The 23,315-nt window shown below is 71.8% G+C and carries 24 protein-coding genes; 7 read left to right on the top strand and 17 right to left on the bottom strand.

Annotated features, from left to right (window positions below):
• Nucleotides 1–52: 52 nt before the first annotated feature.
• Complete coding sequence (locus ACWD3E_RS24875) at nt 53–220, bottom strand: DUF3117 domain-containing protein (protein ID WP_018544333.1); 168 nt, start codon at nt 218–220, stop codon at nt 53–55.
• Between the two features lie 375 nt (nt 221–595).
• Here ACWD3E_RS24875 and chcB point away from each other — a divergent pair, with 375 nt between their 5' ends.
• Nucleotides 596–1,399: a 2-cyclohexenylcarbonyl CoA isomerase gene (gene chcB / locus ACWD3E_RS24870; RefSeq protein WP_451389769.1), complete on the top strand. Its 804-nt coding sequence runs from the start codon at nt 596–598 to the stop codon at nt 1,397–1,399.
• 35 nt (nt 1,400–1,434) lie between these two features.
• Here chcB and ACWD3E_RS24865 read toward each other — a convergent pair whose 3' ends face one another.
• Both ACWD3E_RS24865 and ACWD3E_RS24860 read right to left on the bottom strand, forming a co-directional pair.
• A complete protein-coding gene (locus tag ACWD3E_RS24865) occupies nt 1,435–2,034 on the bottom strand; it encodes a DNA-3-methyladenine glycosylase I (protein WP_451389768.1) in 600 nt (199 codons plus the stop codon).
• A complete protein-coding gene (locus ACWD3E_RS24860) occupies nt 2,031–2,393 on the bottom strand; it encodes a DivIVA domain-containing protein (RefSeq protein WP_451389767.1) in 363 nt (120 codons plus the stop codon). The genes ACWD3E_RS24865 and ACWD3E_RS24860 overlap by 4 nt, the downstream gene beginning before the upstream one ends.
• Nucleotides 2,394–2,550: 157 nt before the next feature.
• Here ACWD3E_RS24860 and folP point away from each other — a divergent pair, with 157 nt between their 5' ends.
• Nucleotides 2,551–3,411 (top strand): dihydropteroate synthase, encoded by an 861-nt coding sequence (gene folP / locus ACWD3E_RS24855; protein WP_451389931.1) that lies wholly within the window; start codon nt 2,551–2,553, stop codon nt 3,409–3,411.
• A gap of 85 nt (nt 3,412–3,496) precedes the next feature.
• Here the strand turns inward: folP and ACWD3E_RS24850 are convergent, their stop codons facing one another.
• Both ACWD3E_RS24850 and dapE read right to left on the bottom strand, forming a co-directional pair.
• Nucleotides 3,497–4,255: an LOG family protein gene (locus tag ACWD3E_RS24850; protein WP_451389766.1), complete on the bottom strand. Its 759-nt coding sequence runs from the start codon at nt 4,253–4,255 to the stop codon at nt 3,497–3,499.
• 126 nt (nt 4,256–4,381) lie between these two features.
• Nucleotides 4,382–5,461, bottom strand: a complete 1,080-nt coding sequence (gene dapE, locus ACWD3E_RS24845; RefSeq protein ID WP_451389765.1) for a succinyl-diaminopimelate desuccinylase — start codon at nt 5,459–5,461, stop codon at nt 4,382–4,384.
• A gap of 128 nt (nt 5,462–5,589) precedes the next feature.
• Here dapE and ACWD3E_RS24840 point away from each other — a divergent pair, with 128 nt between their 5' ends.
• Nucleotides 5,590–6,582: a heavy metal transporter gene (locus ACWD3E_RS24840; RefSeq protein ID WP_451389764.1), complete on the top strand. Its 993-nt coding sequence runs from the start codon at nt 5,590–5,592 to the stop codon at nt 6,580–6,582.
• A 276-nt stretch (nt 6,583–6,858) separates the two neighbouring features.
• Entirely contained in the window at nt 6,859–7,245 is a 387-nt protein-coding gene (locus tag ACWD3E_RS24835) for an ATP-binding protein (protein WP_451389763.1), read from the top strand.
• Between the two features lie 73 nt (nt 7,246–7,318).
• On the opposite strand, the gene ACWD3E_RS24830 is transcribed toward ACWD3E_RS24835, so the two are convergent.
• Nucleotides 7,319–8,416 carry a bifunctional succinyldiaminopimelate transaminase/glutamate-prephenate aminotransferase gene (locus tag ACWD3E_RS24830; RefSeq protein ID WP_451389762.1) on the bottom strand — a complete coding sequence of 366 codons (1,098 nt, stop codon included), beginning with the start codon at nt 8,414–8,416 and terminating at the stop codon, nt 7,319–7,321.
• A 118-nt stretch (nt 8,417–8,534) separates the two neighbouring features.
• On the bottom strand, nt 8,535–8,861 hold the full coding sequence (gene fdxA, locus ACWD3E_RS24825; protein ID WP_451351915.1) for a ferredoxin: 327 nt from the start codon (nt 8,859–8,861) through the stop codon (nt 8,535–8,537).
• Nucleotides 8,862–9,001: 140 nt separating this feature from the next.
• Between fdxA and ACWD3E_RS24820 the strand changes: the two genes are divergently transcribed.
• The gene (locus tag ACWD3E_RS24820; protein ID WP_451389761.1) at nt 9,002–10,018 is read left to right on the top strand and encodes a GNAT family N-acetyltransferase; all 1,017 of its coding nucleotides are present in this window, start codon (nt 9,002–9,004) and stop codon (nt 10,016–10,018) included.
• A 29-nt stretch (nt 10,019–10,047) separates the two neighbouring features.
• Complete coding sequence (locus ACWD3E_RS24815) at nt 10,048–10,914, top strand: transglutaminase family protein (protein ID WP_451389760.1); 867 nt, start codon at nt 10,048–10,050, stop codon at nt 10,912–10,914.
• Between the two features lie 6 nt (nt 10,915–10,920).
• Here ACWD3E_RS24815 and ACWD3E_RS24810 read toward each other — a convergent pair whose 3' ends face one another.
• From ACWD3E_RS24810 to ACWD3E_RS24775, 8 genes are all read right to left on the bottom strand, one after another.
• Nucleotides 10,921–11,535: a response regulator gene (locus ACWD3E_RS24810; protein WP_451389759.1), complete on the bottom strand. Its 615-nt coding sequence runs from the start codon at nt 11,533–11,535 to the stop codon at nt 10,921–10,923.
• 10 nt (nt 11,536–11,545) lie between these two features.
• Nucleotides 11,546–12,724 carry a sensor histidine kinase gene (locus ACWD3E_RS24805; RefSeq protein ID WP_451389758.1) on the bottom strand — a complete coding sequence of 393 codons (1,179 nt, stop codon included), beginning with the start codon at nt 12,722–12,724 and terminating at the stop codon, nt 11,546–11,548.
• Nucleotides 12,721–13,461 (bottom strand): ABC transporter permease, encoded by a 741-nt coding sequence (locus tag ACWD3E_RS24800; RefSeq protein ID WP_451389757.1) that lies wholly within the window; start codon nt 13,459–13,461, stop codon nt 12,721–12,723. Before ACWD3E_RS24800 ends, ACWD3E_RS24805 begins: the two co-directional genes overlap by 4 nt.
• Nucleotides 13,458–14,387 (bottom strand): ABC transporter ATP-binding protein, encoded by a 930-nt coding sequence (locus ACWD3E_RS24795; RefSeq protein ID WP_451389756.1) that lies wholly within the window; start codon nt 14,385–14,387, stop codon nt 13,458–13,460. The genes ACWD3E_RS24800 and ACWD3E_RS24795 overlap by 4 nt, the downstream gene beginning before the upstream one ends.
• A gap of 140 nt (nt 14,388–14,527) precedes the next feature.
• Nucleotides 14,528–16,813 (bottom strand): hypothetical protein, encoded by a 2,286-nt coding sequence (locus tag ACWD3E_RS24790; RefSeq protein WP_451389755.1) that lies wholly within the window; start codon nt 16,811–16,813, stop codon nt 14,528–14,530.
• A gap of 155 nt (nt 16,814–16,968) precedes the next feature.
• Nucleotides 16,969–17,385, bottom strand: coding sequence for a DUF6113 family protein (locus ACWD3E_RS24785; protein ID WP_451389754.1), 417 nt, complete (start codon nt 17,383–17,385; stop codon nt 16,969–16,971).
• Nucleotides 17,382–18,242: an N-acetyl-1-D-myo-inositol-2-amino-2-deoxy-alpha-D-glucopyranoside deacetylase gene (gene mshB / locus ACWD3E_RS24780; protein ID WP_451389753.1), complete on the bottom strand. Its 861-nt coding sequence runs from the start codon at nt 18,240–18,242 to the stop codon at nt 17,382–17,384. Before mshB ends, ACWD3E_RS24785 begins: the two co-directional genes overlap by 4 nt.
• A 106-nt stretch (nt 18,243–18,348) precedes the next feature.
• Nucleotides 18,349–18,543 (bottom strand): hypothetical protein, encoded by a 195-nt coding sequence (locus ACWD3E_RS24775; RefSeq protein ID WP_451389752.1) that lies wholly within the window; start codon nt 18,541–18,543, stop codon nt 18,349–18,351.
• Nucleotides 18,544–18,754: 211 nt separating this feature from the next.
• Here ACWD3E_RS24775 and ACWD3E_RS24770 point away from each other — a divergent pair, with 211 nt between their 5' ends.
• Nucleotides 18,755–20,884 (top strand): prolyl oligopeptidase family serine peptidase, encoded by a 2,130-nt coding sequence (locus tag ACWD3E_RS24770; protein ID WP_451389751.1) that lies wholly within the window; start codon nt 18,755–18,757, stop codon nt 20,882–20,884.
• Nucleotides 20,885–21,016: 132 nt separating this feature from the next.
• Here ACWD3E_RS24770 and ACWD3E_RS24765 read toward each other — a convergent pair whose 3' ends face one another.
• On the bottom strand, nt 21,017–22,075 hold the full coding sequence (locus ACWD3E_RS24765; protein WP_451389750.1) for an ABC transporter ATP-binding protein: 1,059 nt from the start codon (nt 22,073–22,075) through the stop codon (nt 21,017–21,019).
• Nucleotides 22,068–23,042, bottom strand: coding sequence for an ABC transporter ATP-binding protein (locus ACWD3E_RS24760; RefSeq protein WP_451389749.1), 975 nt, complete (start codon nt 23,040–23,042; stop codon nt 22,068–22,070). Before ACWD3E_RS24760 ends, ACWD3E_RS24765 begins: the two co-directional genes overlap by 8 nt.
• Nucleotides 23,043–23,315 lie beyond the last annotated feature (273 nt).

Genomic DNA, 23,315 nt, shown 5'->3' with positions numbered 1-23,315 from the left:
CCGGCACCGCAGGCGGTACCGGGGCAGCCGGAAGGTTGGGGTCGCTGGCGCGTCAGACGACGACCTTCTTCAGGGCGTCGCCGAGCGCCTCGGCCTCGTCAGGGGTCAGCTCGACAACGAGTCGACCGCCGCCTTCGAGCGGAACGCGCATGACGATGCCCCGCCCCTCCTTGGTCACCTCGAGCGGGCCATCGCCCGTCCGCGGCTTCATGGCCGCCATGCTCGTTCCCCTTCCTGAAACCAGCTCATCGTCTGCCGACAGCCCCCTGAAGGGCAGCCGCGATCCGACTCGGACACGCGACACCGGCATCGAACACATTGCTTCCAAGCCATTATCCCGCATCTCAGGACCCGATGACCAACATCGGTAGGCATCGCTTGGACAACGCGCGCGAGCAAAACCACCCAATTCGGGGATGTGACTGCGATACTGCGCCGCCACGCGGAAGCGGCTCCCCCGCATCCGCTCCGGTTTTCTTTGACGCAGGTCACACGTCCGGTTCGTTCCCTGGACGGTGATCTCCGCCATGCTGTCCTTCAGACAGGGACGTACCGATCGGTACGTCACCAGCGGCGACACCGGAGGGGATACCCCATGGCCGACACCGTGCTCTACGAGGTGAGCGACGGACTCGCGACGATCACGCTGAACCGCCCCGAGGCGATGAACGCGCTGAACATCGAGACCAAGGTCGCCCTCCGGGAGGCGGCGGAATCCGCGGCCGGCGACACCGCCGTCCGGGCGATCCTGCTGACCGCCGCCGGGGACCGGGCGTTCTGCGTGGGCCAGGACCTCAAGGAGCACATCGGGCTGCTCGCCGCCGACCGGGAGACCGGGGCCGGGCAGACGATGAGCACGGTCAAGGAGCACTACAACCCGATCGCGAGGGCGCTGGCCGGGGCGCCCAAGCCGGTGGTCGCGGCGGTGAACGGCGTCGCGGCCGGGGCGGGCTTCGGCTTCGCGCTCACCGCCGACTACCGGATCGTGGCCGAGACGGCCTCCTTCAACACCTCCTTCGCGGGCGTCGCGCTCACCGCCGACTCCGGCGTCTCCTGGACGCTGCCGCGCGTGGTCGGGCCCGGCCGTGCCGCCGACCTGCTGCTCTTCCCGCGCAGCATCAGCGCCCAGGACGCCCTGGAGCTGGGCATCGCCAACCGGCTGGTGCCGGCGGCGGAGCTGCGCGCCGAGGCCGAGAAGGTGGCGCGCGCCCTGGCCGAGGGGCCGACGGTGGCGTACGCGGCGCTCAAGGAGGCGGTGGCCTACGGCCTCACGCACTCCCTCGTCGAGACCCTGGAGAAGGAGGACGAACTCCAGACCCGCGCGGGACAGTCCGAGGACCACGCGATCGCGGTGCAGGCGTTCGTGAACAAGGAGAAGCCGAAGTACCTGGGCCGCTGAGCAGGCAGGTGAGCGGCTGACGGGCAGGTGGGCGGCTAGCGGGCGGGTACGCCGGAAGCACGCATGGCGCACAGTGCCAGATGGTCGTTCACCAGCCCGCACGCCTGCATCAGCGCGTACGCCGTCGTCGGGCCGATGAATCTCAGGCCCCGCTTCTTCAGGGTCTTCGACAGGGCCGTGGACTCCGTGGTGACGGCGGGGACGTCGGAGAGGGTCTTCGGGGCCGGGCGGCCGGCGGGGTCCGGGGCGTGGGACCAGATCAGCTCGTCGAGCTCGCCCTCGGCCCAGTCGGCGAGCACGCGCGCGTTGGCGAGGGTCGCGTCGATCTTGGCGCGGTTGCGGATGATGCCCGGGTCGGCCAGCAGCCGGTCGCGGTCCTCGTCGGTGAAGGCGGCGACCTTCTCGATCCGGAAGCCGGCGAAGGCCGCGCGGAAACCGGGGCGGCGGCGCAGGATGGTGATCCAGGACAGGCCCGACTGGAAGGCCTCCAGGCTGATCCGCTCGAAGAGGGCGTCGTCGCCGTGGACCGGGCGGCCCCACTCCTCGTCGTGGTACGTCACGTAGTCCTCGGTGGACAGGGCCCAGGGGCAGCGCAGGGCGCCGTCGGGGCCCGCGAGGGCGGTTCCGTCGCTCATCGCACTTCCTCCGGACGGTCGCCCTCGCCCTTGTCCATGCGGACGTGCGCGGCGGCGGCTCTGGCGCCGGCCAGCGCGGACTCCAGGTCGGCGATCCGGGCGTCCCGCTCGGCGAGTTCGGCGGCGATGCGGCCGAGGGCGTCGTCCACGTCGGCCATGCGGTAGCCGCGCGGGGCGAGCGGGAAGCGGAGGCTCTCCACGTCCGCCCCGTCGACCGGGCGGTCCGGGGGCAGCGGGTCCTGGAGCCGCTCCGGTGCCGCCTCGGGCAGCGGGGTGCTCTCCCCGCCGCCGATCACGGCGAGGGTCACCGCGGCGACCACGACGGCCAGCGCGACGACCAGGAACAAGAACATCACCATCGCCAGAAGTCCCCACGCTCGATGTCCCGGATTGTGCCGGGCGCCAAATGTGTCTGGCTCCGATCGTGCCATGCGAGTCTGACAGTTAGGGTCACAGGCGGCCGAGGCGGCCGTACCGCGGGACGCACGCGGGATGTACGAGAAGAGGTCACAGCGGATGCTCAGGCTGGGCAAGCGGGAATTCGGGCCGCACGAACCGGTGATCATGGCGATCGTCAACCGGACCCCGGACTCCTTCTACGACCAGGGGGCCACGTTCACCGACGAGCCGGCGCTGGCTCGCGTGGAGCAGGCGGTGGCCGAGGGCGCCGCGATCATCGACATCGGCGGGGTGAAGGCCGGACCGGGCGAGGAGGTCACGGCCGAGGAGGAGGCGCGGCGGACCGTCGGCTTCGTCGCGGAGGTACGGCGGCGGTTCCCGGACGTGATCATCAGCGTGGACACCTGGCGCGCCGAGGTCGGCGAGGCGGTGTGCGAGGCGGGTGCGGATCTGCTGAACGACGCGTGGGGCGGTGTCGATCCCGGGCTGGCAGAGGTCGCGGCGCGGTACGGCGTGGGGCTGGTCTGCACGCATGCGGGCGGTGTGGAGCCCCGTACACGGCCCCATCGGGTGACGTACGACGACGTCGTGGCCGACATCCTGAAGGTGACCGTGGGGCTGGCGGAGCGGGCGGTGTCACTGGGGGTGCCGCGGGAGTCGGTGCTGATCGACCCCGGTCACGACTTCGGGAAGAACACGCGGCACAGCCTGGAGGCGACGCGGCGGCTGGACGAGATGGTCGCCACGGGGTGGCCTGTGCTGGTGTCGCTGTCCAACAAGGACTTCGTGGGCGAGACGCTGGACCGGCCGGTGAAGGAGCGGCTGCTCGGTACGTTGGCCACGACGGCGGTGTCCGCGTGGCTCGGGGCGCAGGTGTACCGGGTCCATGAGGTTGCCGAGACCCGCCAGGTACTGGAGATGGTCGCCTCGATCGCCGGCCACCGTCCTCCTGCCGTGGCTCGCCGAGGCCTGGCCTGACGCCCCAGGGCCCCCGCCCCGGGGGCGGGGCCCTCGGGGCGGGGGGACATGCCGGGGGCCGATCGGTGCCGGCCGGGGCGCCGCGTCAGCGGGCTGCCTCCTTTGAGACCAGGGCTACGGCTTCCTCCACCTCGTCCGTCACATGGAAGAGGAGCAGGTCCTTTTCCGAGGCCTTGCCCTGGGCGACCAGGGTGTTCTGCAGCCAGGTCACCAGACCGCCCCAGTACTCGCTGCCGAAGAGGACGATCGGGAAGCGGGTGACCTTCTGGGTCTGGACGAGGGTGAGGGCCTCGAAGAGTTCGTCGAGGGTGCCGAGGCCGCCGGGCAGGACGACGAAGCCCTGCGCGTACTTCACGAACATCATCTTCCGCACGAAGAAGTAGCGGAAGTTCAGGCCGATGTCGACGTAGGGGTTCAGACCCTGCTCGAAGGGCAGCTCGATCCCCAGGCCCACCGAGATGCCGCCCGCCTCGCACGCGCCCTTGTTCGCCGCCTCCATCGCGCCCGGGCCACCACCCGTGATCACCGCCCAGCCGGCCTCCACCAGCCCGCGCCCGAGCCGCACCCCGGCGTCGTACTCCGACGAGTCCACCGGCGTACGCGCCGAGCCGAACACGCTGATCGCGGGCGGGAGTTCGGCCAGCGTGCCGAAGCCCTCGATGAACTCCGACTGGATGCGCAGGACCCGCCAGGGGTCGGTGTGGACCCAGTCCGTCGGGGCCCGCTCGTCCAGCAGCCGCTGGTCGGTCGTGCTGGCCGTCACCTGTGCCCGCCTTCGGAGGACCGGTCCGAGCCGCTGCTCGTCCGGCGGCACCTTCTTCCCCTCGGGGTTGCCGGTAGGCATGTGCGCTCCCTCCGCTTGCGGGTATTTCGACCTCAGCGTAGATCCATGCAGGTTACGGAGGGGGGACATATGTATGTCCGGCATGCGTGCGCCGCATGCGGCCCGTGCAACGTTCTTACGCAGTCCTTACGCAGTGAGCCAGTCCCGCAGGCGCTCCTCGGCCGCCAGGATCTTCGCCACCTCGACCCGCTCGTCCCGCTTGTGCGCCAAGTGCGGGTTGCCGGGGCCGTAGTTGACCGCCGGAACGCCGAGCGCGGAGAAGCGGGAGACGTCGGTCCAGCCGTACTTGGGCTGCGGGGTGCCGCCCACCGCCTCGATGAAGGCCGCGGCGGCCGGGTGGGAGAGGCCGGGCAGCGCGCCGGGGCTGTGGTCGTCGACCACGAACTCCGTCACCCCGGAGTCCGCGAACACCTCGCGGACGTGCGCGATCGCCTCCTCCTCGGTGCGGTCGGGGGCGTAGCGGAAGTTGACCGTGACCACGGCCTCGTCGGGGATGACGTTGCCCGCCACTCCCCCGCTGATGCCCACCGCGTTCAGGCCCTCGCGGTACTCCAGGCCGTCGATCACCGGCCAGCGGGGCTCGTAGGAGGCCAGCCGGGCCAGGATGGGGGCCGCCGCGTGGATGGCGTTGGAGCCCATCCAGCCGCGCGCGGAGTGGGCCCGCTCGCCGCTGGTCTTCAGCAGCACACGCAGGGTGCCCTGGCAGCCGCCCTCGACCTGGCCGTCGGAGGGCTCCAGCAGGACCGCGAAGTCGCCCACCAGCCACTCGGGGTGGGCCTCGACGACGTGCTTGAGGCCGTTGAGGTCGGCGGCGACCTCCTCGTTGTCGTAGAAGACGAAGGTCAGGTCGCGGTTGGGGGCGGGGACCGTCGCCGCGATGCGCAGCTGCACCGCCACGCCGGACTTCATGTCGCAGGTGCCGCAGCCCCACAGCACGCCGTCCTCGTCCAGGCGCGAGGGCACGTTGCCGGCGATCGGCACGGTGTCGATGTGGCCGGCCAGGATGACCCGCTCCGCGCGGCCCAGGTTCGTGCGGGCGACCACGTTGTTGCCGTACCGGTCGACGGTGAGGTGCGGCAGGGCGCGCAGCACGGTCTCGATCGCGTCGGCGAGGGGCTTCTCGGTGCCGCTCTCGGAGGGGAAGTCGACGAGCTGCGCGGTGAGCGCGGCGGCGTCCAGCGTGAGGTCAAGCGAGGTGTCGGCCATGTTCCCGACCCTAGGCCGTGTCCTCCGGATCCTGCCAGCGTGCCGCTCGGCGGGGCGGGTTGTGGAGGCAGTGCGTGTACATGCCCACCCCTGGTGAGGGCCTCAGAGGGCTCCAGTACCTTGTACGCGTGCCAGAGCCGTCCCCCACCCGTCCCAAGCGTCGCGGCCGTTTCTTCCGTATCGGTGCGGCCCTGTTGGTCCTGTCCGGCGTCGTCGGTTACCTCGTGATCCAGTACGTGACTGGGGGCACGGGTGCGCGCGGCTGCAAAGTGGTCTCGCGCTCGGGCGACGGGACGTCGTACGAGTTCACGCCGGAGCAGGCGGTGAACGCGGCGACGATCGCCGCCGTCGGCACCGGGCGCGGAATGCCGGAGCGGGCCGTGACGATCGCGATCGCGACCGCGCTCCAGGAGTCGGGGCTGCGCAACATCCAGCACGGCGACCGGGATTCGCTGGGCCTGTTCCAGCAGCGGCCCTCGCAGGGCTGGGGCACCGAGCAGCAGATCATGGACCCGGCGTACGCGGCGGGCATCTTCTACGCCCACCTGGCGCGGGTGCACAACTACATCGAACTGCCGCTGACCGAGGCGGCCCAGGAGGTGCAGCGCAGCGGCTATCCGGAGGCGTACGCCAAGCACGAGCCGGACGCCGCGCTGCTCTCCGCCGCGCTGACCGGGCAGGCCGCCGCCACGCTGACCTGCGACGGGCGTCCGGCGCGCACGGCCACGGGGACGGGGCCGGACGCGGTGCGGGCCGCGCTGGTACGGGACTTCGGGCGGGACGCACTGCAGGAGGCGGGAGCCACGGTGGGCGGTACGGCCGTGCCGTCGCCGTCGCCGTCCCCGAGCGTGACCTCGTCCGCGCACGGCCGGACGGTGACCGTGCCGGTGCCGCAGGGCGCGAAGCAGGACACGGCCGGGCGGAGCGAGCAGGAGCGGGGCTGGCAGCTGGCGCACTGGGCGGTCGCCAACTCCTCGGCGCTGCACATCCAGCGGGTGGCGTACGCGGGGCGGGAATGGCACGCCGGGAACGGCGGCGACGCGTGGCGGACGGCCGGGTCGGCGGGGGCCGGCGGCGCCGAGCAGTCCGTGGGGGCGGTCCGGATCGTGACCGGACAGTAGTGCGGGAGATCCCCCCGCCGGGTTGCGCGGCCGGGGAGGGTGCGGGTTTCCCGGTGAGGTTCGACGGGTTTCCGGGAACCCTTGGAAATCAAGAGCCGTAAGGATTCTGCACGATTTCGGACGGGCGTTCTTTGCCCGTTTTTATCCACAAACGATAATGCGATGCGTTATCCATTCTTTACCTTTTGCCTCCGCAACCTTCGTCGGCCTCGAGCGGTAGTCACGGCGTGTCCGAGCCCGGACACATCACCGTTCCCTCCCGTCGAATGGAGCATCATGTCCCTCCCTCTGACCCGCCGGATCGCCCGTGCCGCACTGCTTGTCGCAGCGGGAGCGGCAGCCGGGGTCGGTGCGGCCGGCTCCGCCGGTGCGGCCACTCTGCCGGCGGCCACCCCGAACCTGGGCGGCCTGACCGCACTGGACGGGGCACACGTCGGTAACACCGCCGACAGTGCGGCCCAGAACGTCACTTCTGTCGCGGGCAAGACCGGCGGCGGTGCCGTGAAGAAGGCGGCGCCCGCGGCGCAGCAGGTCGCGGGCGACGCGGCCGGGGCCGCGGGGGGTGTCCTCGGGGATACCGCGTCCACCGTGACGAAGGGTGGGGCGCCGACGGCGGACCTGCCGGTCAAGGGGCTGCCGGCCAAGGGGCTGCCGCTCGGCTGAGGCCGGCGGTCGTCGACCTCTACGGCGACGGGGTCCAGGGAGTTCCCCGGACCCCGTCGGCTTTGCCGGCCGGTTACGCCGTCAGGCGTTCCACCGCAGCGCGGACCCGCTCGTCCGTCGCCGTGAAAGCCACGCGTACGAACTTCTCGCCCGCCTCGCCGTAGAAGTCGCCCGGTGCCACCAGGATGCCGAGTTCGGCGAGGTGGGCCACCGTCTGCCAGCAGGACTCGTCCCGTGTTGCCCACAGGTAGAGGCTGGCCTCGCTGTGTTCGATGCGGAAACCGTGGCCCAGCAGAGCGGTGCGCAGGGCCTCGCGGCGGGCCGCGTAGCGCTCGCGCTGTTCGTGGACGTGGGCGTCGTCACCGAGGGCGGCCACCACCGCCGCCTGGGTCGGCGCCGAGGTCATCATGCCGCCGTGCTTGCGGATCTCCAGCAGCGGACCGAGGACCGCCGGGTCGCCGGCCACGAAGGCCGCGCGGTAGCCCGCCAGGTTGGAGCGCTTGGACAGGGAGTGGACGGCCACGATGCCGTCGTAGGAGCCGCCGTTGACGTCGGGGTGCAGGACCGAGACCGGGTCGGCCTCCCAGCCCAGTTCGAGGTAGCACTCGTCGGAGACGAGCAGGACGCCGTGCTCGCGCGCCCAGGCGACGATGGCCGTCAGCTCGTCCTTCGGCAGGACCTTGCCCGTCGGGTTCGACGGGGAGTTCAGCCAGAGGAGCTTCAGGCCGGCCGGGTCCAGGTCGCGGGGGTCGTCGTAGACCTCGTAGCCGGCGCGGGCCAGGCGCGCGCCCACCTCGTACGTCGGGTAGGCCAGGCGCGGGTAGGCCACCTTGTCGCCGGGGCCGAGGCCCAGCTGGGTCGGCAGCCAGGCCACCAGTTCCTTGGAGCCGACGACCGGCAGGACGTGGCGGTGGGTGACCCCGCGGGCGCCCAGGCGCCGCTCCAGCCAGCCGGTGATCGCGTCGCGCAGCGCCGGGGTGCCCCAGACCGTCGGATAACCCGGCGAGTCGGCCGCGTCGATCAGCGCCTTCTGGATCAGCTCGGGCACGGGGTCGACCGGCGTGCCGACCGAGAGGTCGACGATGCCGTCCGGGTGCGCCGCCGCCGTCTTCTTGTAGGGCTCCAGCTTGTCCCAGGGGAACGTGGGCAAACGGTCGGAGACTGCGGACACGATCAGTGGCTCACTTTCGTCGGGTTCGGCAAACGCCTCGGTCCCGTACGGCGGTGATCAGGACGATCCGGGCCGTACGGGACCGAGGCGGCGCTCTACGCAAGTGCCGCTTACGGAATTACTCTTCGGTGGCCTGCGGCGGCAGCGCGGCGACGAAGGGGTGGTCGCGCTCGATCAGTCCCAGCTTGCTGGCGCCGCCGGGAGAACCCAGGTCGTCGAAGAACTCGACGTTCGCCTTGTAGTAGTCCTTCCACTCCTCCGGCACGTCGTCCTCGTAGAAGATGGCCTCGACCGGGCAGACCGGTTCACAGGCACCACAGTCGACGCATTCGTCCGGGTGGATGTACAAGGACCGCTGGCCCTCGTAGATGCAGTCGACCGGGCACTCCTCGATGCACGCCTTGTCCTTCAGGTCCACACAAGGCTGCGCGATGACGTAGGTCACGCTGTCGTTCCTCCTCGATAGGGCGCTGGCGAGCCTCCACAGGCTCCGCCGCCGGGTGCGCGGGAGCGCGGCGTCGTCGATGCCCGCCCCTAGTATCTCCGTTCCGGGGCATGATCCGAACAGGAGGGGTGAACTGACCAGTGGAAATCTCTGCAGCAGGACGTCTCAAGGTCCGCATCACCGCTGCTGACGTGGGTAAACGGGTCTCCGTGCGGTGCTTGACGGAGCCTGGAGTTCCGGACGTGAAGTTCACCGACACGGTCGGTGTTCTCACATCATGGGACAACGGCGTGCTCATGATCACACGGCGGGACGGGCAGAGTGTCCGGATCGCGGAGTCCGTGCTGGTGGCGGGCAAGGTCGTACCGGCCGCACCGGCGCGCCGCCGGGGCCCCGCCGCCTCGTACGCGGAGCTCGCGCACGTCTCCTCCCGGGCCTGGCGGCCGGTGGAGAGCGAACGGCTCGGCGAGTGGGAACTGCGGGCCGCCGGCGGATTCACTCGGCGGGCAAACAGTGTGCTGCCGCTCGGTGATCCCGGCCTTCCGCTCGACGCGGCCCTGGCCGCCGTACGACGCTGGTACGGCGAGCGTGGTCTGCCCGCTCTCGTGCAGACCGCCACCGGAGCCGAGGACACCCAGGAACTGCTGTGCGCGGAGCTGGAGCGGCGCGGCTGGGTCCGTGAGACGAGCGCCGGGGTGTGGATCGGCGACCTCGCGCCGGTCGCGGACCGGGCCGAGGGCTCCGGGGTGGTGCTGTCCCGCGAGGTGGACGAGGCGTGGCTCGCCCGGTACCAGCGCAAGGGGGTGAGCGAGGTGGCCCTGCGGGTGCTCCGTGCAGGTCCGTCGGTGTGGTTCGCGACCGTGCCCGGCGCCGAGGGGGAGCCTCCGGCGGCGATCGGGCGGTGTGTGGTGGACGGACGCTGGGCCGGGTTCGCCGCCGTCGAGGTGGATCCCCTGCGGCAGCGGCAGGGGCTGGCCACCGAGGTCATGGCCGCCCTGGCCCGGCGCGCCCTGGACGAGGGCGCCTCGGCGGCCTGGCTCCAGGTCGAGGCGGACAATGGGGCGGCACAGGGGCTCTACACCGCGCTGGGCTTCGAGCGGCATCACGCGTACCACTACTACCGGGAGCCGGGCGATTCCGGCTCCGGACGGTCGTAGGAACCGCCGTGGAAGGGCATGAGCCAGCCATGGGGCACCCTCACCTCCCGCCCCCGTACCCGCCCCCGCCGGAACGTTCCGCGGAGCTGCGGCGGCGGTTCGCCGAGGAGGCCCGGTCCGAGCGGCCGGACCTGTCGGCGCTGTGTCTGCTGATCGGCGCGGAGGCGGACGGCACGCTGGACGAGGACGGCATGGACGCCGCCCAGCTGGAGCTGGACCGGCTCGCGGGCGAGCTGCCGTACCGTCCGGGCGGGCCGCGGGCGTGGGCGGAGGCCGTGCAGCGGCTGCTCGGCGAGCGCCACGAGTTCGGCGGGGCGCCCGCGGACTACCAGCGCCTGGAGTCCTCGCTGCTGCACGAGGTGCTGCGGCGGCGGCGCGGGCTGCCGATCCTGCTGTCGGTGGTGTGGCTGGAGGTCGCGCGGCGGGCGGGGGCCCAGGTGTACGGGGTCGCGCTGCCGGGGCACTTCGTGGTCGGGTTCGGCCCGCCGGAGGAGCAGGTGCTGGCCGATCCGTTCGAGGGGGGCCGGGTGCTCACGGGGGCGGACGCCGAACTGCTGGTGGTCGGGGCGACCGGGGCGCCGCTGGAGCCCTCGATGCTGGTGCCCGCGGCGCCGCTGGAGGTGATCCAGCGGATCCTCAACAACATCCGGGCGTGGGCCTCGGCCCGGCCGGAGCGCTCGGACGTCGCCCTGTGGGCGGTCGAGCTGGGGCTGCTGCTGCCCTCCCACCCGGCCCGCCTGCGCTATGAGCGGGCGCAGGTGCTCGTGCAGCGCGGGGAGTTCACGGAAGGGGCCGAGGAGCTGGATGCCTACGCAGACCTGGTCGAGGTCGTCGACGAGTCCACCGCGCGGCAGGCCCGGCAGCAGGCCCACACCGCCCGGGCGATGCTCAACTGAGGGGCCCTACAGCCAGCCCTTCTCCCTCGCGATCCGCACCGCCTCGGCCCTGTTGCGTACCGCCAGCTTCTGGATGGCCGTGGACAGGTAGTTGCGGACCGTGCCCTGGGAGAGGTGGAGGGTCTTGGCGAGTTCGGCGTTGGTGGAGCCGTCGGCGGCGGCGCGCAGCACCTCGCGTTCGCGGTCGGTGAGGGGGTTGGCACCCTCGGCGAGGGCAGCTGCGGCCAGGCTGGGGTCGATGACCCGTTCGCCGGCCAGCACCTTGCGTACCGCGTCGGCGAGTTGGGCGGCCGGGGCGTCCTTGACGAGGAACGCGTCGGCGCCGGCCTCCATGGCGCTGCGCAGATAGCCGGGGCGGCCGAAGGTGGTCAGGACGACGAGCTTCACCGCGGGGTGCTCGCGGTGCACCTGGGCCGCGGCCTCGATGCCGGTGCAGCCCGGCATCTCGATGTCGAGCAGTGCCACGTCCACGCCGTGCCGGCCGACGGCGGCCAGCACCTCGTCCCCGCGCGCGACCTGGGCGACGACCTCGATGTCGTCCTCCAGGCCCAGCAGCGCGGCCAGCGCCTCGCGGACCATGGACTGGTCCTCGGCCAGCAGGACCTTGATCGTGCTCGTCATGCCCCGGATCCTACGTCCCCCAAGGAGCCGTGGGGACACGGGCGACCAGCCGGAATCCGTGCTTGATCCGGCCCGCCTCCAGGCTGCCGCCGGCCTTCTCCAGCCGTTCGGTCAGCCCGGTCAGGCCGTTGCCGGGCCCCTTGCCGGAGCCGCCGGATCCGTTGTCCTCGACGTCGAGTTCGAGGACGGGCCCGTCCAGGGTCTGCCGGCGCAGGAGCCGTACGGCGCACCGGTCGGCGCCGCTGTGCCGGACCACATTGGTGACCGCCTCACGCAGCGCCCAGGCGAGCGCGGACTCGGCGTCCTCGGAGACGCCGGCGAGGTCGGGTTCGGCGGGGACTTCGGCGGTGACTCCGGCGGCGGTCAGGGCGACCTGGGTGCCGGCGAGTTCGGCGGCGAGGCGGGGGCGCCGGTAGCCGGTGACGGCCTCGCGGACGTCGACCAGCGCCTGGCGGCTGACCTGTTCGATGTCGGCGACCTGCTGGGCCGCCTTGTCGGGGTGGCCGGGCAGCATCCGCCCGGCCAGCTCGCTCTTCAGCGTGATCAGGGAGAGCGAGTGGCCGAGCAGGTCGTGCAGGTCGCGGGCGAGCCGCAGCCGCTCCTCGTTGGCGGCGAGCTGGGCCACGGTGGCCCTGGCCTTGCGCAACTCGACGGTCGTACGGACCAGTTGGCCGACACCGGTCATCGCGAACCCGATCAGCACCACCAGCAGGAGCAGGCCGCGGGCCTCCTCCTCGCCGGAGTGCAGGCCGACCAGGTACATCACGACGCCGGTCGCCGGGATGGCCCAGTAGGCCGCCCGCACCGGCAGGGTGGCCCCCCAGGCGACGGACACGTAGACGAAGAGGCCCAGCCAGGCGCCGCCCAGCGTGTAGGCCAGCAAGGGGGCGAGGACGCCGAGGATCCCGCCCAGCGTGAACACCACGCGCGGGGAGAACGGCCGGCCGATGTTGCGGAAGACCAGCGTCAGATAGACCCCGACGAAGGCGGTGAGGCCGACCGCACCGGCCACGGTGGCGCCGGTGGTGTGGTGGCCACTGGCCAGGTCGTCGACCGGCGAGCTGAGGAAGACCAGCCAGACACCGATCCACAGCACCTTGACCAGCAGCTCGCGCCGGTTGCCGGGCGGCCAGCCCACGGGTACGTGCTCCGGGGCACCGGCTTTCCGGTCTTCCGTCATCGTGCTCACGCCTTCAGCGTGTCCTTCCGGTACAGCCAGGCCGCGCCGCCCGCGAAGAGGACAAAGGAGACGGCGAGGACGGCGATGTCCTGGGCACTGGGGGCCTGACTCTGCTCGATCGCCCGCCCCAGGCCAGCGTACGCGTGCGTGGGCAGCCACTTGGCGATGTCCTGGAGCCACTGCGGGAAGGTCGTCGTGGGCATCCACAGGCCGCCGAGCATGGACAGACCGAAGTAGGTGATCATGGTGATCGGCCGGACCGCGTCACCGCTGGCCAGGTAGCCGATGGCGACACCGAGCGCGGCGAACACCAGGCTGCCGGCCCAGATCGCGCCAGTGAGGCCGAGCCACTGCCCGGCGCCGAGGCGTACGTCCTTCACGGCCGCGGCGACCGCGAACACGACGAGGATGGACGGCAGGCTGACCACGGCGGCGCTGGCGGTCTTGGCGAGGACGTAGCCGCGCCCGGGCAGCGAGGTGAGGCGCAGCTGGCGCACCCAGCCGCTCTCGCGCTCCTTGGCGATGCGCTCGCTGTTGCCCATGAGCACGGCGGTCAGGGCACCGAAGGAGGCCATGGAGACCATCATGTACGTCGGCAGGGTCAGGCCCGTGCCGTCGATCTTGGTGTGGCTGTCGGCGTTGCCCGCGATCAGCAGGAACAGGGCCGCAGGGTAGATCACCGAGAAGAACAGGAACTTGCGGTTGCGCAGGGCGCGGGTGAGTTCCAGCTTGATGAGGCTGTTCACGACTGCTTCGCCTCCTCGGCGGCGGTGATGGCGACGAAGGCCTGCTCCAGGCCGAGCCCGGCGACTTCGAGGTTGCGGGGGTAGACACCGAGGCCGTACAGGGCGTGGACGGTCGCGTCGGCGTCGGAGGACTGGATGCGGACGGTCTGGCCCGACACGTCGAGGGAGGTGAGGAAGGGCAGCGTGCGCAGCGCGGCCTCGTCGATCTGCCCCTCCAGGTCGAAGGCGACCCTTCGCGCCCCCGCCTTGGCCTTGATCTCGGCGGCGGTGCCGTCGGCGAGGAGCCGGCCCCGGTGCAGCACGAGCACCCGGTCGGCGATGGCGTCGGCCTCTTCGAGGTAGTGGGTGGCGAAGAGGACCGTACGGCCCTGCTCGGCCTGCTCGCGCATGGTGGCCCAGAAGGCATGGCGGGCGGAGACGTCCATGCCGGTGGTCGGCTCGTCCAGCACGATCAGGCCGCAGTCGCCGGCGGTGGCGAGGGCGAAGCGGACGCGCTGGGCCTGGCCGCCGGAGAGCTTGTTGACCTTGCGGTCGGCGATCTGCGTGATGCCCGCGCGGGCCATCACGTCGGCGGGCTTGTACGGCCGCGGGTGCAGCGAGCAGCCCAGCTTCACCAGCTCGGCCACGGTGACCTCGTCCATCAGCCCGCCGCTCTGCAGCATGGCGCCGACCCGCCCGGCGGTGATCGCCTCGCGCGGGCTGGTGCCGAACACGTTCACCGTGCCGCCGTCGGCCTGCTTGAGGCCGAGGAGCAGGTCGAGGGTGGTGGACTTGCCGGCCCCGTTGGGGCCGAGGAGGGCGACGGTCTCGCCCGGGTACAGCCGGAGCGAGAGGCCGTCCACGGCCCGCACGTTCCCGTACGTCTTGGTCACCTGGTCGAACCCGACCACCGGGGTGGTAGTGGCCGGCGCCGCTGTCATTGTCATGACAGCCATGATGGCGGCGGGGGCCGGGTGCCCGGCAGTGCCGTCGGTCCTGGGTGCCGCATGACAGATGTCATGCGGATCGGGTGACACGGCGAAGGGGGGTGCCCCGTGGACACCCCCCTTGCGCGACGTGCGCCGGACTAGCTCGGGTTCGTCGGGATGACCGCGACCCGGTTGGTCTTGCTCATCAGCGCCTGGCGCAGGGCGACGTAGACGTCCTGGGGCGTCACGGGCGTCTTCTTGCCGTTGGCCCGGGTGATCAGCACGCCGTCGAAGGCCCCGCCGTAGAGCTGCTTCAGGGCGTTCAGGTCGGGCTTGTCGGTCAGCTTGCCGTCAGGCGTGGCCACCACCCTGAGGAACTTCCACAGCGAGTTCTGCGGGCTCAGCGGGACGGAGTGCGCGGCGTCCGTCTGAACCGTCACCCTGCCCGACATCGCCGGTACCGCGAACTCCTTCATCTCGCGGTCGACCTCGGCGTTCGAGACCGTCGGCTGCTTGGTGGTCGTCGGGACGGTCACCGCGGTCTCCGTGTCGGTCTCGACCATCGTGCGGTACGCCTGCTCGACCGCCTGGGTCGACTGGGCGGCGTCGATGGCCTTGCCCGCCTTGCCGTACACGGCCACGGCCTTGCCGGACTGGAACTGGATGCCGCCCTCGGTGACCGAGCCGGAACCGGAGCCGCCGCCCAGCCGCTGGAGGGCGGCCTGGAGCTTCTCCTCGTCCACGGGCATGACCGGCGCGATTTCCCGCTTCTGCCCGAAGAGGGAGCCGATCACGGACACCGGGTTGTAGTCGTTCGTGGCGGCCTCGCTCACGGTCGCCTGGTAGTCGAACTGGAGGCCGGCCTGGTCCGGGGCGAGGGTGACCGTCTTGCCGCCGACCGACAGTTTCAGCGGCTTGTTCACGCGGCTGCGGAAGGTGTCGTCCAGCTTCTTGACGGCGTCGTCGCGGGTGCCGCCGCCGATGTCCAGGCCGAGCACGGTGGTGCCCTTGGGCACGTCGGAGTGGTTCATCAGCAGCCCGGCGCCGTAGGCGACACCGGCGACGGCGACCACACCGCCGCCGAGCAGGACCAGCTTGCTGCGGCCCTTCTTCTTCGGCTTGGCCGAGGCCTTGGGCGGCGCGGCCGGCTCGGCCTTGGGCGCGGTGCGGGGAACTGGGCCGTCGGGCTGGGTGCCGGTGCCGAACGGGGAGTTCGCGGCCGACGGGACGACCGGGATGCCGCTGGTGACGGTGTGCCCGGAGACGTTGTCCGGGGCGCGGTAGCCGGGCGCGGCCGGTTCGGGGGCCGGCTTCTGCGGGGTGAGGATCGCGGTGTCGTCGCTGAGGCCGCCACCGGGGCCGAGGCCGCCGGGACCGCCGGGCGCCGCGAGCGGGTTGCCGGGGGCGCCGCCGGGCGCCTTACCCAGACCGCCGGCGGGGGCGTCGAGGTCCGCGAGGGCACTGCGCGGAGGCGTGCCGCCGGGGCCGCCGACCGGCGGGACGAGGGGGCCGTCGCCGGTGACCGGGCCGCTGGTCGGACCCGCGGGCCCCTGCGGACCACCCAGGCCGCCCTGACCGCCCGGGCCGTTGAAGCCGCTGGGGCCGCCGGGGCCGCCCGCGCCGGAGGCGCCGCGCTGGGACTGGCCGCCGTTCTCCGAGAAGTACGGCAGCTCGTCACGGCGCGGTTCGCTGCCGTTGCCGTTGTTGTTGCCGCTCGCGCCGGGACGGGAGCCGCCGCCCAGCGGGCCCGCGGCCAGCGCCTCGGTCACGTCGAAGGAACCGGTGCCGCCGCCGTGTCCGGGGGCGACCGGGCCGCCGGTGGCGCCGGGCAGCCCGCTCTTGCCGCCGGAGCGGGGGGCGCCGGGCCCCCTCATGGAGCCGACCACGCCGCCGGGACGGCCGCCGCCGGGGCGCGCGCCGGTGGTACCGGCGGCGCCGGACGCTCCCGGTCCACCCGGACGGGCGCCCTGAGCGCCCGGGGCGCTCACACCGGCGGTGGAACCGCCGGACGCTCCGGCCCCGTTCGTGCCGCCGCCGCCCTGACCGCCCTTGGGGGCGCCGGACTTGCGGGGCGCGAACCAGTCGCTGGCCTTCTCGTCGGCCGGCGCCGCGGGCTCCGCGGGCGGCTCGACGGTGCCGGTGGCGGTCGGGGCGGCGGGCGCCGCGGGCGCGTCGGCGCCCGTGTCCTCGCCGGCGCCCTCGGCGTCCCCGACGGGCTTGCGCATGACGACCGGCGGGATGGGCCGCGATCCGGGGATGTTGATCCGGATCCGGGTCGTCAGCGTGGTCTCGGTCTTGCGTTCTTCCGGCTGCGAGGCCGAACGGCCCGCGCCCGTACCGTCGTCCGAAGCCATGGGGGTCCCGTACGGCGGGGTGCCGGAGGGGTATGCGGCACCACCGCGCCCGTTGGGCCCGGAGGACGGAGTGTCAGTTTCACGACTCAAGGCAGGTTCTCCCGGTTGGCTCCGCCGCCCGTTACGACCTCAGCGGGCAGCTCGGCGGCGCGCACCACCATACTGGCCGCGTCTGGCGCGTATCCCACGACCGCTGAGGAAACCCACACCGGACTCGCACCTGCGCCGCATGGCGAAGTGGTACGTCACTTGCCAAGTCGGGCGGGTCCGCCACCGGGTTGCCAGGCAGGGGCAATGGTGGCGCAGATCACAGCAAGGGCCATGCCGCCGAGCAGGAAGAGGTAGGACCCGATTCCGGCGCCGAACAGGAAGTCCCCTTCGGGGCGCGTGGTCACGACCAGGAGGACGGTCACGATCCAGCCGACCACGGGCGCGACCGCACCGCCCCGGCCTCCGGTGACGAACGCCCCGCCGAGGAACACCCCGGCCGCGCCCGCGAGAGCGAGCAGCAGCCCGCCCGGGAACCAGGCGGCCTGCACCAGGGCCCCGGCGAGCCCGGCGACGGCACCGAGCAGGAAGAGCCCGACGTGGGCGGCGAACCGCCCGGCCGAGGGCAGTTGCAGCGGCTGGGCCAGCATCGACCCGCGTCCGTCGTTGCTCACGACGCCTCCTGGATGGTGAGCCCCGCGAAGAGATCGACCTCCCCCGGCAGCGCCTCGCCGCGCACCAACTCGTAGTACTCGGTGGTGAACAGCGGCTGGGCCAGCTCGTTGGAGAGCGCGAAGTACGGCTCGGCCACCTCGATCTGGGTGGCGTGGGCCCGCATGGCGGCGGCCTTGGCGGGGGCGTGGGCGGTGCCGTCGACGGCAGTGGTGATCTTGCTGTCGTCCACGACGCCCGGGACGTCGTCCACACTGGCGCTCTTGTCGAACGGCAGCACGGACAGCTCGTCCTCCAGTCGGGCGAAGGCGGCCTCGACGACGGACCGCGGAACGCGGTTCCAGTACACCTTCTGGACCTGATGACCCTGCTCGCCGGCCAGCTCGACGGCCCGCATGGCGACGCGGTGGGCCTGGATGTGATCGGGGTGGCCGTACCCGCCGTGGTCGTCGTAGGTGACGAGAACCTGCGGCCGGACCTCCAGGATCACCTCGGCCAGCTGCCCCGCGGCCTCGTCCAGATCGGCCTGCCAGAAACAGTCCGGGTCGTCGTTGTCCGAGGTGCCCATCATCCCGGAGTCGCCGTACCGCCCCGCGCCGCCGAGCAGCCGGAAGTCCGCCACACCCAGCGCACCCAGCGCGGCAGCCAGCTCACCGCGGCGGTGCGCGCCCAGCGCGGCCCCGGTCAGATGCCGCAGCTCGGGCGGGATGACCTCCCCGCGCTCGCCGAGGGTGCAGGTGACCAGGGTCACATGGGCACCCTCAGCTGCGTACCTGGCCATGGTCGCGCCGTTGTTGATCGACTCGTCGTCCGGGTGCGCGTGCACCAGCAGCAGACGCCGGGCTGGCAGTTCCGTCATGGGGCCCACCCTACGTCCGGCGTTTGTCCGGTGCTGTCCGGGCTGCCGGGGTCGTCCGCACGGGCAGGACGGCCCGACGGCAACCCTCCGGGCCCGGCCGCGCCGGTCAGAACTTGATGCTGCCGATCATGTCCGCCACGTTCGTCGTGAGGTCGTTGATCGTGGGGGCCATCGTCGAAGAGGCGAGGTAGAAGCCGAGCAGGATGCAGACGACCGCGTGGCCCCCCTTCAGTCCTGACTTCTTGATCAGCAGGAAGACGATGATCGCCAGCAGCACCACCGCCGAAATCGAGAGTGCCACGGCGGCTCACCTCCAAAGATCCCAGGGACAAGGGGGGTTTGGACTATTGGGTTGTCATTCTGTTCTAGGTTGGACCTAGATCAGTAGAGCAAATCCATGCAGACGCCAGCAGGTTCATACCCACACAGCGGTAGTGATCATAACTATCCGTACTCGTGCATCGCTCGGCGCACAGCCGCACAAGGGGGCGCATGGCCAATATGGTCGGGGTATGACGACCGAGGCTGACTCTTTCCCCCGTCGGTATGCCCGCACGCAGCGGTTCACGCTCGGCGCGCCGCGCGCGTTCGCCGTGGCACCGGACGGGTCGCGTGTCGCGTTCCTGCGTTCGAGCTCGGGCACCGACCGGGCCAACTCCCTCTGGATCCTGGACCTTCCGGACGGCACGGAGCGCGTGGCCGCCGATCCGGAGGCGCTCCTCCAAGGCGCCGCCGAGCAGCTCTCGCCCGAGGAGCGGGCACGCCGGGAGCGGAGCCGTGAGGGGGGCGCCGGCATCGTCGGCTATGCCACCGACACGGCCGTGGAGTTGGCGTCTTTCGCCTTGTCAGGGCGGCTTTTCGCGGCCGAACTGCGGGCCGGTACGGCGCATGAACTCCGGGTGCCCGGACCGGTGATCGACCCCCGCCCCTCCCCCGACGGACGGCACATCGCGTACGTCGCCGAGGGCGCGCTGCGGGTGGTGGGCGCCGAAGGGGAGGGCGACCGGGCGCTCGCCGAACCGGAGGGCGAGGACGTCACCTACGGCCTCGCGGAGTTCATCGCGGCCGAGGAGATGGGGCGTTCGCGCGGTTTCTGGTGGGCTCCGCAGTCGGACCGGCTGCTCGTGTCCCGCGTGGACGACACGCCGGTACGGCGGTGGTGGATCTCCGACCCGGCCCACCCGGAGCGTGAGCCACACCACGTCCGCTACCCCGCGGCCGGCACGGAGAACGCGGACGTACGGCTGTTCGTACTTGGCCTGGACGGGACCCGCACGGAGGTCGCCTGGGACCGGGCGCGCTACCCGTATCTGGCGCGTGTGCACTGGTCAGAGGCAGGGGCGCCGCTGCTCCTGGTCCAGGCTCGGGACCAGCACAGCCAGCTGTTCCTGGCGGTGGATCCGGACACCGGGGCGACCCGGATGGTGCATGCTGATGAAGATCCAACATGGCTGGAACTTTTCGCCGGTGTGCCCTGCTGGAGCCCTTCCGGGCACCTTGTCCGGATCGCGGACGAGGGTGGTGCGCGGGTCCTGACGGTGGGCGAACGGCCGCTGACCGGAGGCCAGTTGCACGTGCGCGCCGTACTGGACGTGAGTGACGACGACGTGCTGGTCACGGCCTCCGCGGGCGAGGAGGCGGCGGCGCCGGAGACCGGCGAGGTCCATGTGTACCGGGTGAACGAACTCGGCGTGGAACGCGTGTCGCAGGAGCCCGGTGTGCACTCCGCGGTGCGCGCCGGAGGCGTGACGGTCCTGGTGTCGGCCGCGCTGGACCGGCCGGGGGCGCGGGTGCAGGTGCTGCGCGACGGAAAAGCGACGGCCACTGTCCGGTCGTACGCCGAAGCTCCCGGTTTCTCCCCGCGCGTGACGCTCACCGAGGGGGGCGCACGCCGAATTCCGTGCGCCGTGCTTATGCCACAGGACTACCAACCCGGCACTCCCCTCCCGGTTTTGCTCGACCCGTACGGCGGTCCGCACGGTCAGCGGGTGGTCGCCGCGCACAACGCGCACCTCACCTCGCAGTGGTTTGCGGACCAGGGCTTCGCGGTGATCGTCGCCGACGGACGGGGCACGCCGGGCCGCTCCCCGGCCTGGGAGAAGGCGATCCGGGACGACCTCGCGGCGGTCGTCCTCCAGGACCAGGTGGACGCGCTCCAGGCACTCGCGGCCGACTTCCCGCTCGACCTGACGCGGGTCGCCATCCGCGGCTGGTCCTTCGGCGGCTACCTCGCGGGCCTCGCCGCCCTGCGCCGCCCGGACGTCTTCCACGCGGCCGTCGTGGGCGCCCCGGTGACCGATCTGCGGCTCTACGACACCCACTATCAGGAGCGTTACCTCGGCCACCCCGACGAGCAGCCGGAGTCGTACCGGCGCAACTCGCTGATCGACGACGCGGGCCTGGTCGACCCCGCCGAGCCGCACCGGCCGATGATGATCATCCACGGGCTGGCGGACGACAACGTGGTGGTCGCCCACTCGCTCCGGCTCTCCACGGCCCTGCTGGCCGCCGGCCGCCCGCACGAGGTGCTGCCCCTGTCCGGGGTGACCCACATGACCCCGCAGGAGACGGTCGCGGAGAACCTGCTGCTGCTCCAGGTGGACTTCCTCAAGCGGGCGCTGGCAGAACCGCACAAGCCGTAGCCGCAGTGGCAAACGGTCGTGAACTGCGTTAACACGCAGGCAACTTCGTGGAAGCGGCACCGATATCCGGACGCGCGACGCTGGTCAGCGTACGGCCGTGCGGGTGCCGTCAACGGGCCGGGGGACGCCTTGTCACCCCGGCCCGTTCCCGTTCGCGGGCGGTTCCTCCGGCGGTACGACCGTCAGCTCCTCCGCGAAGAAGCAGGCCGAGTCGTGGACCGCCGGGCCCGAAGCCCCGCGGAACTCCTCGGGGACCGCCAGCAGCGGGTCCTCCAGCGCGCACCGCTCCTGGGCCTTCCAGCAGCGGGTGCGGAAGCGGCAGCCGGAGGGGACGTTGGTGGGGGACGGCACGTCCCCGGTCAGGATGATCCGCTCGCGGCGCTCGCGCGCCTCGGGGTCGGGGACCGGCACCGCGGACAGCAGGGCCTGGGTGTAGGGGTGCGTGGGGTGGTCGTAGATCTCGGCGTCCTTGCCGATCTCCACGATCCGGCCCAGGTACATCACGCCGACCCGGTCCGAGATGTGCCGGACGATCGACAGGTCGTGCGCGATGAAGATGTACGACAGGTCGAACTCCGACTGGAGCCGGTCCAGGAGGTTGATCACCTGGGCCTGTACCGAGACGTCCAGGGCGGACACCGGCTCGTCCGCGACGATGATCTCCGGGCGGAGCGCCAACCCCCGTGCGATGCCGATGCGCTGGCGCTGACCGCCGGAGAACTGGTGCGGGTAGCGGTTGATGTACTCGGGATTGAGCCCGACCACGTCCAGCAGCTCGCGCACCCTTCGGCGACGGTCGCCCTTCGGGGCCACTTCGGGGTGGATGTCGTACGGCTCCCCGATGATGTCGCCCACCGTCATACGGGGGTTGAGGGAGGTGTACGGGTCTTGGAAGACCATCTGGATGTTGCGGCGCACCGCCTTCAGGGCCCGGCCGGACAGCTTGGTGATGTCCTCGCCCTTGAACTTGATGGAACCGGCGGTCGGGCGCTCCAGGTTGCACAGCAGCTTGGCGACCGTGGACTTGCCGCAGCCCGACTCGCCCACGATGCCCAGGGTTTCGCCCTTGCCGAGGGTGAAGTCGACGCCGTCCACGGCCTTCACGGAGCCGACCTGCTTCTTGAACAGGATGCCCCGCATCAGCGGGTAGTGCTTGACGAGGCCGGTGACCTCCAGGATGGGCTCAGCCATGCAGGCACTCCCTCCAGAAGTGGCAGGCACTGCCCCGCTCTTCGGAGACCGCGTACAGCGGGGGCTCGTCGGTGCGGCACACGTCCTGGGCCATCGGGCAGCGCGGGTGGAAGGCGCAGCCGGGCGGGATGTTCATGAGGTTCGGCGGCAGGCCCTTGATGGCGTACAGCTCCTGCCCCTTCTGGTCCAGGCGCGGAATGGAGTCCAGCAGGCCGCGGGTGTAGGGGTGGGCCGGCGCCTTGTAGATGTCGTGGACGGGGGCCGACTCGACGATCCGCCCCGCGTACATCACGGCGATCCGGTCGGCGACGTCCGCCACGACACCCAGGTCGTGCGTGATCAGGATCAGGCCCATGTGGTACTCGCGCTGCAACTCGGCGAGCAGGTCCATGACCTGGGCCTGGACGGTGACGTCGAGGGCGGTGGTGGGCTCGTCGGCGATGATGAGGGCCGGCTCCAGCGCCAGCGCCATGGCGATCATGATGCGCTGGCGCATACCGCCGGAGAACTGGTGGGGATAGTCCCGGACCCGCTGGGCGGCGCCCGGGATGCGCACCCGCTCCATCAGCTCGACGGCCTTGCCCCGGGCGTCCTTCTTCGACAGCCCCCGGTGCACGACGAACATCTCGCCGAGCTGGTCACCGACGGACAGCACGGGGTTGAGGGCCGACAGCGCGTCCTGGAAGATCATCGCCATCCCGGCGCCACGGATCTTCCGCCGCTCCTCCTCCTTCAGCCGGAGCAGGTCCTGCCCCTGGAACAGAATCTCGCCCCCGGTGATCTTCCCGGGCGGCATGTCGAGGATCCCCATCACAGCCTGCGCGGTGACCGACTTCCCGGAACCCGACTCCCCGAGCACGGCAAGGGTCTCCCCCGCGTCCACGGCGTACGACACCCCGTTGACGGCCTTGGCGACCCCGTCCCGCGTCCGGAACTCCACATGCAGATCCCGCACTTCGAGCAGCACGACCCCTCACCTCACCTTCGGATCGAGAGCGTCACGGACCACGCCGCCGCGAATGACGAAGGACGGCACCGCAACCACCGACCTGCCCGAGAGCCCCGGCAGCACCCGGCCCGGCCCCCACCTCCCACACCACACTTCACACAGCACGACCGCATCACCTCACCCTCGGGTCAAGGGCGTCACGGACCACGCCGCCGCGAATGACGAAGGACGGCACCGCAACCACCGACCTGCCCGAGAGCCCCGGCAGCACCCGGCCCGGCCCCCACCTCC

The organism is Streptomyces sp. NPDC002676 (assembly GCF_053592455.1).
This window is presented reverse-complemented; position numbering and strand designations above follow the sequence as displayed.

Bases quoted from the DNA above. Each gene is read 5' to 3' on its own strand.
- ACWD3E_RS24875 (WP_018544333.1), bottom strand. From the start codon at position 220: ATGGCGGCCATGAAGCCGCGGACGGGCGATGGCCCGCTCGAGGTGACC.
- chcB (WP_451389769.1), top strand. From the start codon at position 596: ATGGCCGACACCGTGCTCTACGAGGTGAGCGACGGACTCGCGACGATC.
- ACWD3E_RS24865 (WP_451389768.1), bottom strand. From the start codon at position 2,034: ATGAGCGACGGAACCGCCCTCGCGGGCCCCGACGGCGCCCTGCGCTGC.
- ACWD3E_RS24860 (WP_451389767.1), bottom strand. From the start codon at position 2,393: ATGGTGATGTTCTTGTTCCTGGTCGTCGCGCTGGCCGTCGTGGTCGCC.
- folP (WP_451389931.1), top strand. From the start codon at position 2,551: ATGCTCAGGCTGGGCAAGCGGGAATTCGGGCCGCACGAACCGGTGATC.
- ACWD3E_RS24850 (WP_451389766.1), bottom strand. From the start codon at position 4,255: ATGCCTACCGGCAACCCCGAGGGGAAGAAGGTGCCGCCGGACGAGCAG.
- dapE (WP_451389765.1), bottom strand. From the start codon at position 5,461: ATGGCCGACACCTCGCTTGACCTCACGCTGGACGCCGCCGCGCTCACC.
- ACWD3E_RS24835 (WP_451389763.1), top strand. From the start codon at position 6,859: ATGTCCCTCCCTCTGACCCGCCGGATCGCCCGTGCCGCACTGCTTGTC.
- ACWD3E_RS24815 (WP_451389760.1), top strand. From the start codon at position 10,048: ATGGGGCACCCTCACCTCCCGCCCCCGTACCCGCCCCCGCCGGAACGT.
- ACWD3E_RS24810 (WP_451389759.1), bottom strand. From the start codon at position 11,535: ATGACGAGCACGATCAAGGTCCTGCTGGCCGAGGACCAGTCCATGGTC.
- ACWD3E_RS24795 (WP_451389756.1), bottom strand. From the start codon at position 14,387: ATGACAATGACAGCGGCGCCGGCCACTACCACCCCGGTGGTCGGGTTC.
- mshB (WP_451389753.1), bottom strand. From the start codon at position 18,242: ATGACGGAACTGCCAGCCCGGCGTCTGCTGCTGGTGCACGCGCACCCG.
- ACWD3E_RS24770 (WP_451389751.1), top strand. From the start codon at position 18,755: ATGACGACCGAGGCTGACTCTTTCCCCCGTCGGTATGCCCGCACGCAG.
- ACWD3E_RS24765 (WP_451389750.1), bottom strand. From the start codon at position 22,075: ATGGCTGAGCCCATCCTGGAGGTCACCGGCCTCGTCAAGCACTACCCG.